General features: G+C 66.8%; 12 protein-coding genes and 1 tRNA gene. 7 read left to right on the plus strand and 6 right to left on the minus strand.

Going from position 1 to position 13,585, the window contains the following annotated elements; all coding sequences use genetic code 11:
* Nucleotides 1-22: 22 nt before the first annotated feature.
* The 7 genes from JN302_RS05320 (at nucleotide 23) to JN302_RS05350 (ending at nucleotide 6,545) form a co-directional block, all read left to right on the plus strand.
* Entirely contained in the window at nucleotides 23-430 is a 408-nt protein-coding gene (locus tag JN302_RS05320) for a methylglyoxal synthase (protein ID WP_202310505.1), read from the plus strand.
* The gene (locus JN302_RS05325; RefSeq protein WP_202310507.1) at nucleotides 417-1,442 is read left to right on the plus strand and encodes a glucokinase; all 1,026 of its coding nucleotides are present in this window, start codon (nucleotides 417-419) and stop codon (nucleotides 1,440-1,442) included. The genes JN302_RS05320 and JN302_RS05325 overlap by 14 nt, the downstream gene beginning before the upstream one ends.
* Before the next feature lie 430 nt (nucleotides 1,443-1,872).
* Entirely contained in the window at nucleotides 1,873-3,690 is a 1,818-nt protein-coding gene (locus tag JN302_RS05330) for an ABC transporter ATP-binding protein (protein WP_202310509.1), read from the plus strand.
* 22 nt (nucleotides 3,691-3,712) lie between these two features.
* The gene (gene dapB / locus JN302_RS05335; RefSeq protein ID WP_202310511.1) at nucleotides 3,713-4,525 is read left to right on the plus strand and encodes a 4-hydroxy-tetrahydrodipicolinate reductase; all 813 of its coding nucleotides are present in this window, start codon (nucleotides 3,713-3,715) and stop codon (nucleotides 4,523-4,525) included.
* Nucleotides 4,526-4,561: 36 nt separating this feature from the next.
* On the plus strand, nucleotides 4,562-5,179 hold the full coding sequence (locus JN302_RS05340; protein WP_202332222.1) for a 2,3-bisphosphoglycerate-dependent phosphoglycerate mutase: 618 nt from the start codon (nucleotides 4,562-4,564) through the stop codon (nucleotides 5,177-5,179).
* 185 nt (nucleotides 5,180-5,364) lie between these two features.
* Nucleotides 5,365-5,449: transfer RNA gene (locus JN302_RS05345), tRNA-Leu, on the plus strand.
* 739 nt (nucleotides 5,450-6,188) lie between these two features.
* Nucleotides 6,189-6,545 carry a septal ring lytic transglycosylase RlpA family protein gene (locus JN302_RS05350; RefSeq protein WP_202332224.1) on the plus strand — a complete coding sequence of 119 codons (357 nt, stop codon included), beginning with the start codon at nucleotides 6,189-6,191 and terminating at the stop codon, nucleotides 6,543-6,545.
* 334 nt (nucleotides 6,546-6,879) lie between these two features.
* On the opposite strand, the gene JN302_RS05355 is transcribed toward JN302_RS05350, so the two are convergent.
* From JN302_RS05355 to JN302_RS05380, 6 genes are all read right to left on the minus strand, one after another.
* Nucleotides 6,880-7,941, minus strand: coding sequence for a D-alanine:D-lactate ligase-like protein (locus JN302_RS05355; protein WP_202334201.1), 1,062 nt, complete (start codon nucleotides 7,939-7,941; stop codon nucleotides 6,880-6,882).
* A 9-nt stretch (nucleotides 7,942-7,950) separates the two neighbouring features.
* Nucleotides 7,951-8,820 carry an SMP-30/gluconolactonase/LRE family protein gene (locus tag JN302_RS05360; protein ID WP_202332225.1) on the minus strand — a complete coding sequence of 290 codons (870 nt, stop codon included), beginning with the start codon at nucleotides 8,818-8,820 and terminating at the stop codon, nucleotides 7,951-7,953.
* Complete coding sequence (locus JN302_RS05365) at nucleotides 8,817-9,455, minus strand: 2-dehydro-3-deoxy-6-phosphogalactonate aldolase (RefSeq protein ID WP_202332227.1); 639 nt, start codon at nucleotides 9,453-9,455, stop codon at nucleotides 8,817-8,819. The genes JN302_RS05360 and JN302_RS05365 overlap by 4 nt, the downstream gene beginning before the upstream one ends.
* On the minus strand, nucleotides 9,455-10,222 hold the full coding sequence (locus tag JN302_RS05370; RefSeq protein WP_202310523.1) for an SDR family NAD(P)-dependent oxidoreductase: 768 nt from the start codon (nucleotides 10,220-10,222) through the stop codon (nucleotides 9,455-9,457). Before JN302_RS05370 ends, JN302_RS05365 begins: the two co-directional genes overlap by 1 nt.
* Before the next feature lie 123 nt (nucleotides 10,223-10,345).
* Nucleotides 10,346-11,695, minus strand: coding sequence for a putative bifunctional diguanylate cyclase/phosphodiesterase (locus JN302_RS05375; protein ID WP_202332228.1), 1,350 nt, complete (start codon nucleotides 11,693-11,695; stop codon nucleotides 10,346-10,348).
* A 91-nt stretch (nucleotides 11,696-11,786) separates the two neighbouring features.
* The gene (locus tag JN302_RS05380) at nucleotides 11,787-13,535 is read right to left on the minus strand and encodes a GtrA family protein (RefSeq protein ID WP_202332229.1); all 1,749 of its coding nucleotides are present in this window, start codon (nucleotides 13,533-13,535) and stop codon (nucleotides 11,787-11,789) included.
* Nucleotides 13,536-13,585 lie beyond the last annotated feature (50 nt).

The raw sequence follows: 13,585 nt of genomic DNA on the forward strand, positions 1-13,585 counted from the left end.
GCTCTGGGAAGAATGCTTCGCCGTGACCCGGACACTTCGCCTCGCGCTGATCGCGCATGACGAGAAGAAGGACGAGATGGTGGCCTTCGCCGCCGCGCATGAGGCGTTCCTGGCAGGATGCGACATCGTCGCCACCGGAACGACGGGCGGGCGCGTGGCCGAAGCCTGTCCCCGGCTCGCCGTGCGGCGGCTGAAGAGCGGGCCGCTCGGCGGCGACCAGCAGATCGGCGCGCTGATCGCGGAAGGCGCGGTCGATGCGCTTATTTTCTTCGTCGATCCCTTGACGCCGATGCCCCACGACGTTGATGTCAAGGCTCTGATGCGTCTGGCGATCGTCTACGACATACCGATGGCGCTCAATCGGGCGACGGCCGAACTGCTGCTGGAAGAGATCGGCCGGAGGGAAGGACCAGAACATGCAGAGCTATGACGACGAGACGGTGCTGAAATTTCCGATCCTGATCGGCGACATCGGCGGCACCAATGCGCGTTTCGCGCTTCTCGTCGACACCCAGGCCGAGCCCAAGGAGTTCCCGATCGTGCGGACCGCCGACTTCGCGACGATCGACGACGCCATCCAGAGCTCGATCCTCGACCGCACCTCGGTGCAGCCGCGAACGGCCGTGCTCGCGGTCGCCGGCCCCGTGGACGGGGACGAGATCGAACTGACGAATTGCGACTGGATCGTGCGTCCGAAGGCGATGTTCGAGACTTTGGGGCTCAGCGACATCGTGGTGCTCAACGACTTCGAGGCGCAGGCGCTCGCCGTCGTCGCGCTCGGCGAGGAGCATATGGAGAAGATCGGCTCCGGCCAGCCGGAGCGTTCTGGCAGCCGCGTCGTGCTCGGCCCCGGCACCGGCCTCGGCGTCGCAGGCCTGATCCATGCCTGCCACCGCTGGATTCCCGTGCCGGGAGAAGGCGGCCATATGGATCTCGGGCCGCGCAGCCCGCGCGACTTCGAGGTGTTCCCGCATATCGAACGCATCGAGGGCCGTGTCTCGGGCGAGCAGATCCTGTGCGGGCGCGGTCTCGTCAATGTCTACCGGGCCATCGCCAAGGCCGACGGCAAGACGGCGACCTTCACGACGCCGGCCGAGATCACGGCCGCCGCGCTCGACAAGTCCGACCGAATTGCCGAGCAGGCGCTGGAAATGTTCGTGACCTGTCTCGGCCGCACGGCGGGCGACCTCGCTCTCGTCTTCATGAGCCGGGGCGGCGTCTATCTCACCGGCGGCATCGCCCAGAAGATCGTGCCGGCCCTGAAGGCGGGGAATTTCCGCGAGGCCTTCGAGGACAAGGCGCCGCATAGCGAGATGCTGAAGTCCATGCCGGTCTATGTGATCACCCATCCGCTGGCCGCACTCGCCGGGCTCGCCGCCTATGCGCGGACGCCGTCGCGATTCGGCGTCGAGACGGCCGGCCGGCGCTGGCAGAAGATTTAGTATCAATGGGCCTCGATGTTGAGACATCCAGGCGACCTCGGGCGCTAAGGCGGCGTCTAAGATTAACCGAATCGCTTCGACCAAAAATCTGGCGAAGGAGGGGCGGCGCAAAGCGAAGCGATTATTTTTCGATGTCTCCTAACGGGGTGGGGCCACGCAGTCCGCGCTCAGCGGGCCGACATCATCGACCGCTGGTGGATCAGGCGGCCTCAATAGCCGGCCCGGCCCATCCAGGCCGCTTGGCTTTCGCGCCGACAGGCGTGGGCCACGCAGTCGTGCGCTCAGCGGCCGATATCATCGACCGCTGGTCTATCGACTCCATTCGGGCGGCGATTGTTGTCGTCCTGCCATAGGCAAGCGCCGCCGATAACGCTAAGAGGTGCCGCGACAATGGCGGTCCCCCGCCAGGCTGCGGAGCGACGACAAGAGTTTGAGTTCGACAGAGAGACAGGCCAAACGAGCCGACCCCGGCGAAATCGTTGCGGTGATCCGTCGCGTGCTCGCGGAGAACGGCCGCGACTACATCAAGGATTATGCGTTCGCCGTCCTGTGCCTGCTGACGATCGCGGCCACCACCGCCTTCAGCGCCTGGATCATGCGCGACATCGTCGACGAAGTGTTCTACCAGCAGCGCTATGACCTCATCGCCCTGATCTGCGGGTCGATCGTCGTCGCCTTCACGCTGCGCGGGCTCGCCACCTACGGCCAGGCCGTGATCCTGGCCAAGATCGGCAACAATCTCGTCGCACGCTATCAGCGCCGTCTCTTCGACCATCTGATGAAGCTCGGCATCGACTTCTTCAACGATACGAGGTCGGGCCATCTCGCCGCGCAGATCAATCAGAACGTCAACGGGATACGGGACCTGCTCAGCATGACAATCACGGCGATCGCCCGCGACGCCGTCTCCCTGGTCGGTCTGGTCGGTGTGATGGTCACGCAGGACCCGGTGCTCTCGCTCGCCGCGCTCATCATCGCGCCGCCGCTGATCTATGCCGTCAACTACATCATGCGGCGGCTGCGGCGCGTGACGCGCGAATCGGTCGAGATCAATTCGCGCCTGATGGGCGCCATGCAGGAGGCCACCCAGGGCATCGCCATCGTGAAAGCCTTCACGATGGAGGAGCAACTCTCGAAGAAGATCGCCGCTCTCGTCGAAGGCGCCGAGGGGCGCGCCAACAAGATCGCCCGGGTGTCGGAGCGTGTGAGCCCGATCGCGGAGGTGCTGGCCGGCTTCGCCATCGCAGGGGTCATCGCCTATGCCGGCTACCGCGCCGCCTATGCGCAGCAGCCGCCGGGGGCCGTCTTCGCCTTCATCACCGCGCTTCTCCTCGCCTACGACCCGGCGCGCCGGCTGGCCCGCGTGCAGGTCAATCTCGAGCGGTCGCTGGTCAATGCCCGCATGATCTACGAGATCCTCGATCTCGAGCCGCGCCAGCGCGACAGGCCGGGCGCGACCGAACTCGTCGTCGACAAGGGCGCCATCCGTTTCGAGAAGATCTCCTTCGGCTATAGCAGGGAACTGCCCGTGCTGCACAATGTGAGCTTCACCGCGGCGGCCGGCACCACCACGGCCATCGTCGGCGGCTCCGGCGCGGGCAAGTCGACGCTGATCGCGCTTCTGCAGCGCTTCTACGACCTCGACGCCGGCCGCATCACGATCGACGGGCAGGACATCGCCACCGTCACCAAGAACTCGCTGCGCGCCAACATCGCCTATGTCTCGCAGCAGCCCTATCTGTTCGAAGGCAGCATCGCCGACAATATCCGATACGGCCGCGCCGATGCGACCGACGCCGAGATCGAGGCGGCCGCCAGGCTCGCCCAGGCCGACGATTTCATCCGCAAGCAGCCGCAGGGCTATGCCACGCTGGTCGGCGAGAACGGGGTGACGCTTTCCGGCGGCCAGCGCCAGCGCCTGTCGATCGCCCGTGCCATCGTGCGCAACGCGCCGATCCTGCTGCTCGACGAGGCGACCTCGGCGCTCGACAACGAATCGGAGGCCCGCGTCCAGGAAGCCCTGGCCGGGGTGATGAAAGGCCGCACCACGATCGTGATCGCGCACCGCCTCTCGACGGTCATCAATGCAGACCATATCGTGGTGCTTGAACATGGCCGACTGGTCGAAGAAGGCACGCACCGGTCGCTGCTGGCCGACAGGCACGGGGTCTATGCCCGCTTCCACCGGCTGCAGGGAGATACCGGTCTAAGCCTGGTCGACGATATCGGGCAGGCCGAGCCTGTATGAGATTTGAGCAAGGGGTCAGCACATGAGCGAGATGGGGCTTGTGGTCGTGGGCGCGGCCGGCCGGATGGGCCAGGCGCTGATCCGCGCCATCCATGAGACGTCGGGCGCGCGCCTCGCAGGCGCCGTCGAACGCCCGGGCTCGGCGCATCTCGGCAAGGATGCGGGCGAACTCGCCGGCGCGGGACGGCTCGGCGTCGCCATCTCCGACGACCCGCTGCCCGTCTTCGCCAAGGCGGACGGCGTGCTGGATTTCACCGCGCCCGCCGCGACGGTGGAGTTCGCAGGCTATGCGGCGCAGGCCCGTATCGTGCATGTCATCGGCACCACCGGATGCTCGGCCGAGGACGACGCCCGGATCGCCGCGGCCGCCCGTCACGCCACGATCGTCAAATCGGGCAATATGAGCCTCGGCGTCAACCTTCTGACCGTGCTGGTCGAGCAGGCGGCGCGCGCGCTCGGACCGGAGGATTTCGACATCGAAGTCCTTGAAATGCACCACAAGCACAAGGTCGACGCGCCCTCCGGCACGGCGATCCTGCTCGGCAAGGCCGCCGCGACGGGTCGCGGCATCGAGCTCGAAGGCCATGACGTCAGGGTCAGAGACGGTCACACCGGCCCCCGGCCCGAAGGCGCGATCGGCTTCGCCACCTTGCGCGGCGGCAGCGTCGTCGGCGACCATTCCGTCATCCTGGCCGGCGCCGGCGAGCGCATCGTGCTGTCGCATCATGCCGAGGACCGGACGCTTTTCGCGCGCGGCGCGGTCAGGGCAGCGCTCTGGGGCAAGGGCCGGAAGCCCGGCCTCTATTCGATGCGCGACGTACTCGGCCTGTCTTGAACCCTCCCTGCCCCCAACAGTCCAGAAAGGAAGACGATGTCCGGAACCCTCGTGCTCGTGCGTCATGGCCAGAGTGATTGGAACCTGAAGAACCTCTTTACCGGCTGGCGGGACGTGGACCTGACAGAAAAGGGCCATGCCGAGGCCAAGGCCGCCGGCGAGAAGCTGAAGGCAAGGGGACTGAAATTCGACATCGCCTTCACCTCGGCGCTGATCCGGGCCCAGAAGACCTGCCAGCACATTCTCGACGCGGTCGGCCAGAGCAATCTGAAGACGGTCAAGAACCTGGCGCTCAACGAGCGCGACTATGGCGACCTCTCGGGCCTCGACAAGGACGACGCGCGGGCGAAATGGGGCGAGGAGCAGGTGCATGTCTGGCGCCGCTCCTACGACGTCCCGCCCCCCAATGGCGAGAGCCTGAAGGACACGGGCGCACGCGTGTGGCCCTATTATCTGCATGATATGCAGCCGCATGTGCTGCGCGGCGAGACCGTGCTCGTGGCCGCCCACGGCAATTCGCTGCGCGCCCTGATCATGGCGCTCGACGGGCTCACCGGCGAGGAGATCGTCAAGCTCGAGCTCGGCACCGGCGTGCCCGTGGTCTACCGGCTGAATGCCGATTCGACCGTGGCCTCGAAAGAGGTGCTCGGCTGATTTCCGGCGCGGCGTGCCTTCACGTCGACGCGCCGCTAACATCTTGAATCTACGCGTCGCCCGGAATTGCGCCGGTTTTCGGGCGATGCGACGAAACCCTGACCCAGGGGAAAGAGAGACCGGTCGAAAACGGCAAAAAGCGCGTTGACACCGAAGGCCCGGCCGCTTAGATGAGCGGCGCACCTGCCCAGGTGGCGGAATTGGTAGACGCGCACGGTTCAGGTCCGTGTGCCGCAAGGCGTGGAGGTTCGAGTCCTCTCCTGGGCACCATTTTCCATATCTCACGCGAGTTGCTTCGCTCACCGCTCCGATGGGGCGGCCTGACCGGCCGACGGGCGGTCGCCCTTGCGAACCCTTCGGGTTCGATCTTGATCTCACGCCGGTTCGCTTCGCTCGCGGCTCCGATGGGGCGGCCTGACCGGCCGACGGGCGGTCGCCCTTGCGAAGCCTTCGGGTTCGATCACGAAATCCACGTCAAGACTGGCCAGTTGCTGTCCGCCAATCCCTTCATCGGCCGCCTCCGCGAGATCAAGGGGCACTCGCGAACTCGTCATCGATGGTACGCGCATAGGCATAGCGACGGCACCTTTTGGCGCCGCCGGCAGCAGCCACGGTTCCATCATCATTTATAACCGTTTGTTAAGAACTGCGCTTGGCAACCGTCGGTCCGCGACGGCGGAACCGAAGACGGAACGTCCCCGGCCGCAACCAGGGCGATGTCCAACAGGGTGCGGTTACACTTGGCGTTGCCTGCAGAAGATTTGCCATCTCAAGAATAGAATCACGCGGATAAGTAACCCGTAGTATACGTTCGAAAGCCTTTGACCTCGACCAGCAGAGGCATCGCTCGCCAGAATCCGCAAGCTGCAATACTGACGGCCTGACGCACTGTTACCAGGCGATTCCATTCGTGTTGCTTCGCCACTTTCTGGCCGGATTCCAGCCGCATTTGCTGCCTCAATTCGTTTCTACCGCTCCGGATAGTTAACCAACGGAGCGACGACGCACCATGTCGAAAACCTTTGCCGCGGTCGCCGGCGCAACGCTGGCAACCGGAGTGTTCTTTGCTGCCTCGACCATGCCGGCTTCCGCCCAGTGCGGCCGCGCCTCATGGTATGCGCTGACCTCGAAGACCGCGTCGGGCGAACGCATGAACCCCTCGGCCATGACGGCCGCGCATCGCAGCCTGCCCTTCGGCACGAAGCTGAAGGTGACCAATAAGCGCAACGGCAAGAGCGTGGTCGTGCGGGTGAACGACCGGGGCCCCTTCATCAAGGGCCGCGTTCTCGATCTTTCCAAGGGCGCAGCCGGCAAGCTGGGTTTCATCGGCGCCGGCCATACATCGGTCTGCATGGAGCGCATCTGACGACGCTTCCGCGCCGGCGATCGAGGTCGCGTGCATGCCTCAGCATCCACAACCACCGGGAGTGTCAACATCCAGCGTTGTGTACACATCTCCGTCGCCAGGGAGAGGCGCGACGTGGAGGTCCCCCTCGCCCCCGTATTTCACGGGAGAGGGTAAGGGTGAGGGGCACTTTTTGAAGCGCTTGCGCCGCCCCTCAACTGCCTGCCCGTCCTCCGCAGCAGCTGCGGAGGGTGGACCGGCATCTTCTCCCCGTGAAGGACGGGGAGAAGACAGACGGCCGCAGCCGCCCACCCAATCTGCAAGGATTTGTGCATCCCCTGGAGTGCCGTTGGAATCAAGCCGTGAGGCGGGCCGCGGCCGTCGCGGCCATGGCTTCGGGCAGGCTCATGCCCCATTCGCGCCGGCAATAGGCGCGGAAATCGAAACAGGGCAGGCCCGGGCAGACTTCGAACTCGATAAGATGGACCGTGTCGTCGGCCTCGACCCTGAAGTCGATTGAGAAGACGTCGCGCAGGCCGAGACCCGCCATCAGCCTGGCGGCTATCCCGCGGATTGCCTGGTCGGCTGCGGGCTGGAGGTCGGCCACGGGAACGAGCTGTGGTTCCACATAAAGCCCATCCGCCTTCGCGACCGCGCCCGTTCCGCCATAGAGCGCCATGCTGTCGGCCATGGTCTGGAAGTCGCCGCCGGAATCGACGAAATAGACGCCGAGCGCCTCCGGCCCGGCATCCGGCCTTACGGCCAGGAAACTCGCCCGCACATTGCGGCCCGTGACATAGGGCTGGACGACGACATCGTCCCGGTAGGCCGAGAACACGCGGCGGCTGAGATCGAGCGCCCGGGCCTTGGACCGGGCTTGCGAATCCTCCCAGATGCCGATCTTTGCGCCGAGCCGGTTCGGCTTCACGAAATAACCCTGCGCGGCCTCGGGCGGCGGCACGATCCAGGTTCCGTCGCGGGCAAGCCCCGCCGCCGGCACCGGCAGGCCGAGCGCCTTCAGCACCGCGCCCGAGCGGAACTTGTCCTGGCAGAGCGCGAACAGCGTGTCGTCCGAGCCGATCGTCGGCAGGCCCTGGAGCCGGGCGAGAACCGGGCCCGCGCCGCCGCGGAAATAGGCGATGCCGTCGGTGAGCGTCCAGACCAGCCTTCGGCGATCCGCGTGAGGCTCGGCCAGGACGGCGGCGGCATGGTCGAGTTCGACCGGGCTGAAGGCGATGCCGCGGCGGGCGCAGGCCCCGGCGAGGTCTTCGAACTCCAGCGCAAGGTCGGTCGACTGGGCGAGATAGGAGCTGATCTCCGTGGCGCGATCCGGCTCGAAGCCCATGGCTGCCAATCGGGTCCGGCACGCCTCCTCCGGTTCGTGGATCAGGACGAGTTCGGGCAGGGCCACTGCGATCCCCCGGACCTACAAAAGCACTGGCGGCTCGAAACGCCCCTTCACCGGAATGTCCAGCAGGAAAGTCTTGCCGGCATGCGGATCCGCCGCACGCGCGGCCTCGTCCATGCCTTCCCATGCCGAGGTGACGACAAGGCGATCGGCCCGCGGCCTGACAAAGGCCGGACAGGAGCTCTGCCTGGCCGGAACGGCGACGGTGCGGATCAGCGCGCCGTCGGGCGAATAGGCGTCGACCGCGCCGGCGCCCCAGCGCGCGTTCCAGACGACACCCTCGGCGTCGACCACCGCACCGTCGGGCCCACCTTCCCTGCCACGGCAATCGGCGAAGATCTTCGGCTCACCCCGCGGCAGCCCGGTCTCGGGATCGCAATCGACGCGGAACAGCACGTTCTTCACCGTGCCGGTGAAATAGGCGGTTCGCCCGTCGGGCGCGAAACATATGGCGTTGGGGATCGTCACGTCGGAGACGATCTTCCTTAGTTCGCCCTTGCGGAACCAGTAGATGGCGCCGGCCCGAGGTTCCGCCTTCTTGCCCATGGTGCCGATCCAGAAGGTGCCGGACGGATGGGTGCGCGCGTCGTTCGACCGCGTGCCGGCATTGTCGGCTTCGAGCGGCGTGTGGAGCGTCAGCGCGCCCGACTTGCGGTCGCGGAGATAGAGGCCGGTTTCGGTGACGAGGAGTTGGCGCCCGCCATCGACGCCGGCGACGGCGCTCGCCAGCTCGGGCAGGTCGTGGACCCGCTCGGCGCCGCCGGAGACCGGCTTTTCGAGCAGCTTGCGGCCGAGAATGTCGAACCAGAACAGGCTCTCCGTGGCGGGGTCGTAGCTCGGTCCCTCGCCCAGATGGCAGACGGTCTCCGAGAAGATGGAAGCGCTCATGGCCGGCCGTCCCCGAAGATCTCGTCCCACGCCGTAACAGCCGCGTCCGCGCGGGCACGCACAGTTTCGACATTCATATCCGGCGCGAACAGGCTGGAGCCGAGGCCGAAGGTCCTCACCCCGACTGCGGCATAGTCGGCGAAATCCGTCTCGGAGACGCCGCCGACCGCGCCGACCACCGTGTCGGAAGGCAGCACAGCCCGGATCGCCGCAATGCCCTTCGGCCCAAGCGCCGCAGCCGGAAAGAATTTCAGCGCCGATGCGCCGAGCCGCAAGGCGAGCAATGCCTCGCTCGGCGTGAAGACGCCCGGCATCGTGACCATACCGTGATGGCCGGCCCGCTCCATCACCGCCACGTCGATGTTGGGGCTGACCAGCAGGCGTCCGCCGACGGCATGGAGCCGGTCGACCTGGTCCGCCTCCAGCACCGTCCCTGCGCCGACCAGGGTGGAGCCGGGCAGGGCCAATACGAGATTTTCGATGGACGTGAACGGATCGGGCGAGTTGAGCGGCACCTCGATCGCCTCGATGCCGGCCTCGAACACCGCCCGGCCGACCGCGACGGCCATTTCGGGCCGCACGCCGCGCAGGATCGCCACGAGGCTGCGGCGAAGCGGAGGGAACGACGCGGTCATTACAGGAAACCTCCGTCGACGATGAGCGTCTGGGCCGTCAGCATGCGCGATGCGTCCGAGGCCAGGAACAGGCAAGGCCCCACGACGTCTTCGGGTTTCATGACCTCGTTGAGGCATTGCTTGGCGACATGGGCCGCAAGGGTTTCATCCGTCACCCAGAGCTTCTGCTGGCGCTCGGTGATCACCCAGCCCGGCGCGATCGCGTTGACGCGGATGCCGTCCTTGCCGAGCCGGCCGGCCAGCCCCTTGGTGAGGCCGATGATGCCCGCCTTGGCGGCGGTATAGGAGGGCATATCAGGGTGGTTGATGAGGAAGGAGGTCGAGGTGAAATTGATGATGGAGCCCCTGCCGGCCGCCTTCATGCCCGGGGCGACCGCCTGGGCGGTGAAGAAATGCGGGCGCAGGTTGATCGACTGGTTGGCGTCCCAGAACTCGACGGTGACGTCTTCGATCGCATGGCGGTCGTCGAGCGCCGCATTGTTGACCAGCACGGTGACCGGGCCGTGCGCCTCGGCCGCCCGGGCGACGGCGGCGCGCAGCGCCTCGACGTCACGCAGGTCGGCCTTCAGGAACAAAGGACGCCGACCCGTTTCCCGTTCGATCCGGTCGCAGAGCGAAACGCTCGCGGCTTCCGCGATGTCGATGAAGGCGACCTTCGAGCCCTGCCGGACAAAACCTTCCGTCAGCGCCGCGCCGATGCCTGTAGCGCCGCCGGTAATCAGCACCGAAGCGCCGTCGAGATCGGGGAACCTCGCCGAAGGCATCATCGTGGCCGCTCCTTCCATTCCCCTCGGGTCGCGTGAGGACAGCGCGGTTTGTCCGCCATGACGGCACCCGCGTCAACAGCCAGCCAGGAGAAAGGGCTGGACATGCCGCCCTGGCCCGGGGGGTCACACGGGCTCGGCCGGCACGGTCCCCAGGATGTTCCTGCGCAGATAGGTCAGCGTGTCGTCCCTGTCGGCCGGCTTCCCGAACAGATAACCCTGGCCGCCGGCGCAGCCGAAGGCGATCAGCCTTTGCGCCTGCGCCTCCTCTTCTATGCCTTCGGCCACCACATCCATGCCGAGGCCCTCGCACATGGCCAGGATGGCGCGGATGATGTGCTCGGAAGGACGGTCCTGGAGGATCGACGACACGAAGCTGCGATCGATCTTGAGCTTGTCGAAATGGAATTCGCGCAGGCGTCCGAGCGACGACTGGCCGGTGCCGAAATCGTCGAGGGACACCCGGATGCCGCAGCGCCTGAGGTCGCTGACGATCTTTTCGGCGGAAGCCGGGTCGCTCATCAGGCCGGTCTCGGTGATCTCGATCTCGAGCCGGCGCGGGTCGAAACCCGTGCGATCAAGGATCGACAATATATGCAGTCCGGTGTTCTGGTCGACGAGTTGGGACGGCGACAGATTGAAGGAAAGGAACAGGTCCGAAGGCCAGTTGCGCGCCGCTTCCGTCGCCTTGCGCAGGACGAGTTGAGACAGCGGCCCGATGATGCCGCGCTCCTCGGCGATGGGGATGAAGACGACGGGCGAGACCTGGCCGAGGTCGCGATCGCTCCAGCGCGCCAGTGTCTCGAAACCGACGGTGCGGCGGGTCTTCAGGTCGACGATCGGCTGGAAGTAAGGCTCGACTTCGCCGGCCGAGACCGCGCGGCGCAGGGCCTGCTCGATGCGCGTGACGCGTTTGGCCGCCTCCTCCATCTCGCGCGTATAGACCACGACGCGGCCACGGCCCGAGCGCTTGGCGTGATAGAGCGCCGTCTCGGCCTTGTGCAGCAAAAGCTCGGTCGTCTCGTCGCCGGAATGGAACAGCGAGCAGCCGACGGAGGCCGACAGCCGCGCGGTGCGCTCGCCCACATCATAAGGCGCGGACAGGATCTCGATCAGCATGCGCGCCTTCTCGCCGGCAGCCTCTTCGCTGAACACCAGCGGATAGAGGAAGGCGAATTCGTCGGCGCCGACGCGGGTCACCACGGACGAGCCGTCCATCGCCGCGCGGAGGCGCATGGCGACCTGGAGCAGGATGTCGTCGCCGGCCCGATGCCCGAACAGGTCGTTGATCGGCTTGAAGCCGTCGAGATCGAGGATGCCGATGGCGAAGGGTGCGGGATCGTCGGCGCGATCGCTGATGAGGCGGTCGACCTTGTCGATGAAACGCCGGTGATTGCCCAGACCGGTCAGCGGATCGGTGAAAGCGAGATCGGCATTGTCTCTCCCGAGCTGACCGGCGCCATACAGCGCATACATCGGACCCCCTCATCATTATCGATTCTTTTCCGCCAGTATGGAGCCAAACTGTTTAGGAAAAGTATCGCCGGGGCATCCGGCGGACCGGGCGTCAGCGCGCCGGGCGCGGCAGCACACGATAGATGCGCAGCGGGGGCTCGTCTCCTGGCGCGACAGGCTCGAGCCAGGGCGGCAGGTCGTCCCTCAGCAGCGAAGCGATGAAACCCGTCGGCGCCTTTTCGGCCAGCCCTGCCGTTTCATCGTCGCCGGGGCAGAGCACGACATAGGCAAGACCCTGTTCGCGGACCAGGGCCTCGGCGCCGTCCGCCGTCCCGGTGAAGGCCGAAAGGGTCACGAGGTTCGCCTCGACATTGCGGTGATAAAGACCGGCGAGCACCCGGTGCGGCGTGTAGCGCAGGATCGGCGCGCCGAGATTGGCGACCGACAGGACGCCGCCGGGCGGCAGCGCCGCCAACATGTCGTAGTCCTTCCCGGCCCGGCATTTGCGCGCCTTTTCGGCCGACGCCGCGGCTTCGCCCGAGAAAGGCGGAACGAGGGATACGAGCACCGCAGCCATCGTCCAGGCCACGTTCAGCGAGATGAGCCAGGCCGCGGCCATGCGCAGCGCGTCGGTGGCCTTTCCTGTGTGCGACGCTCGCCGTCGCCACGAGCCGACCCAGGCGGCGAGAGGGATGGCCCCGAAGGGGACGGAGAACATGGCCCCCCTCACCTGCCAGATGCTCACCAGCACGGCCGTGAGCAGGAGGAGGCCGACAAGCATCGGGCCGCGCCTCATGCCCCGACGCGCCAGGTCGAGGGCCACCACGGCCAGAGCCAGCATCGGGGTGACGTAATGATTGACCGCCTTCCCGGGTTGGTCCCGGATCAGCGTCCACAATGGCTGAGCCTCGCTGATCATGCTCATCCAATAGGCCTCGAGATCGGGATCGAGGCCGGCATAGGGACTGCCCAGGCATTGCGGAAAGAAGACCACCACGACCGCCGCGACCACTGCCGCAAGGGCGAGCAGCGCGGCGGCACGGCGGACCCGCCCGCCGGTGAAGGCGGCGGCCGCGGCAAGCCCGGCTCCCGACAGTGCGGCGATGGCGAGATGGGCGATCGACAGAGCGTCGCAACGGACCGCGCCCCAGGCCCCCGGCGAGACGGTTCCGACGAAGGCGGCGGCGCAGACGGCGGCGAAGGCGAGGCCGAAACCGATCGCCGACCTTCGTTCGCTTTCGCCTCCGAGGATCGCTCCTGCGCCCAGGAAAACCCCGGCCGCCACAAGGTAGGGCATCGTCTCCATGCCCACGGCGACCATGAGCGCGGCGCAGGCGCCTGCCGCCGCTCCGCCACGTTCATCGGCGCCGAGCAACGCGGCGATCATGCCGAGCGAAAGCACGATCTGCACATTGTGGTGGTCGATCGCGCCGGGCGCGAACAGTCCGCCGAAATGGAGCGCGGCGGCCCCAAGCACGAGGGCCGGCAGCATCGCCTCGTCGCCGCCGACCGCACGGGCGCAGCGCAGGATCAGGAACACGGCCACCGTGAACAAAAGCAGCGGCCACAGGACCAATGCCGCGGTCTCGCCGGCGGCCGTGCTGCCGGTCAGGGCGCCGACGACGACAACGGTCGCGGCGACCGGGGCGTCGACGAGACGCGACCAGTGCATCTCGAAGCCGCCCGCCAGGCCCATCCGGTACTGGTGCAGGTCGAACCAGCTCTGACCGGCGACGAGGTCGCGGACCTGGACCAGGCGCAGCAGGCTGTCATTGTCGCCTCCGGCGTCCGACAGGGTCGGCAGCCCGGAAACGGCCGATACCAGAAGAACGACGAAGCCGGCCACGAGCGCGGCCCCCATGTCGGTCCTCCAGGGCGCGGCTCGGACGGAGCCGGCCCTGCCCATGATCG

The sequence above is a fragment of the Mesorhizobium sp. L-8-3 genome, from assembly GCF_016756615.1.
In the GTDB taxonomy this organism is placed as follows: Bacteria; Pseudomonadota; Alphaproteobacteria; order Rhizobiales; family Rhizobiaceae.